This is a genomic window from Oleiphilus sp. HI0125, from assembly GCF_001635355.1.
This window is the reverse complement of record NZ_LWGF01001018.1, coordinates 1-881: the sequence shown is the minus strand read 5'-3', so window position 1 is coordinate 881 and position 881 is coordinate 1. Positions and strand designations below refer to the sequence as shown.

At 43.6% G+C, this 881-nt stretch carries 1 protein-coding gene and 1 pseudogene; both read right to left on the bottom strand.

Annotated elements, in window-relative coordinates:
* Positions 1 to 256, bottom strand: a pseudogene (locus A3762_RS17475) (flagellar motor switch protein FliM); the annotation flags it as partial.
* Positions 257 to 275: 19 nt separating this feature from the next.
* The gene (locus A3762_RS17470) at positions 276 to 779 is read right to left on the bottom strand and encodes a flagellar basal body-associated FliL family protein (RefSeq protein WP_068756104.1); all 504 of its coding nucleotides are present in this window, start codon (positions 777 to 779) and stop codon (positions 276 to 278) included.
* Positions 780 to 881 lie beyond the last annotated feature (102 nt).

Sequence of the window (881 nt, the reverse complement as noted above, 5' to 3'; positions counted from 1 at the left end):
TAATAATCTGAACGCCACCTGTGGAAACGTCAGCATTACGTCGCAATAAGTTAAACAAGCTAATTCTGGTATATCGTGCAAAACGCTCATTGATCATTTCAAGCGTTGGCATTCGCCCACGAACAATACGGTCTTGGCTAGCTAGATCATAGGAACGGACGCCGTCTTCAGAATGATCCTCTTCGGTGTCTATATCTCCATCATCTACGCCATGAAGTAGCGCATCGATTTCGTCTTGTGAGAGTAAGTCTTGCACGAAAGCTAATAACCTTTTCTTACTGCATTACGAAGTTTGTAAAATACACAGCCTCAATAGGAGGCTCACCTTCGGCTTCAAGAACAGCATTGATTGAAGTAAGCGTTTCAGCAATCAGCGCTTCCTTTCCTTCAATTGTTTGAGCCATTTTGAAATCCGCTCCGCCATATAAGGCGTTTAGCTTCGAACGTATCGACGGCATGTGATAATCGACTGCATCTAAAGCAGCTTGATCACGCCCCATAACGTTTAAGCTTACCTGCATATAACGTTGGCGACCGTCTACCATCAACGTCGCAAGTACAGGTGGTTTTAAATCCATATAAATAGCAGGCTGAATCTCTGGCGTCGTGTCGTCACTCGCTTCAGATTCTCCGCCTGCCATCAAGAAATACGTCACACCGCCAGCTATTGCCAACAAAAGTACAACTAAGCCAATGATAACAAACAGTTTTTTCTTTGATCCCGTTGCTTCCTGCTCAGCGCCCTGCTCTTCATTTTCTGGCTTTTCTTTATCTGCCACGTCAAAATCTCGTCAATTATGTATTGATTAATTAGGCGTTGTAGTTATTCAGCAATCTATATGCCAATCACTACAACAGAATTGCCGTAAGTGAGTTATGCG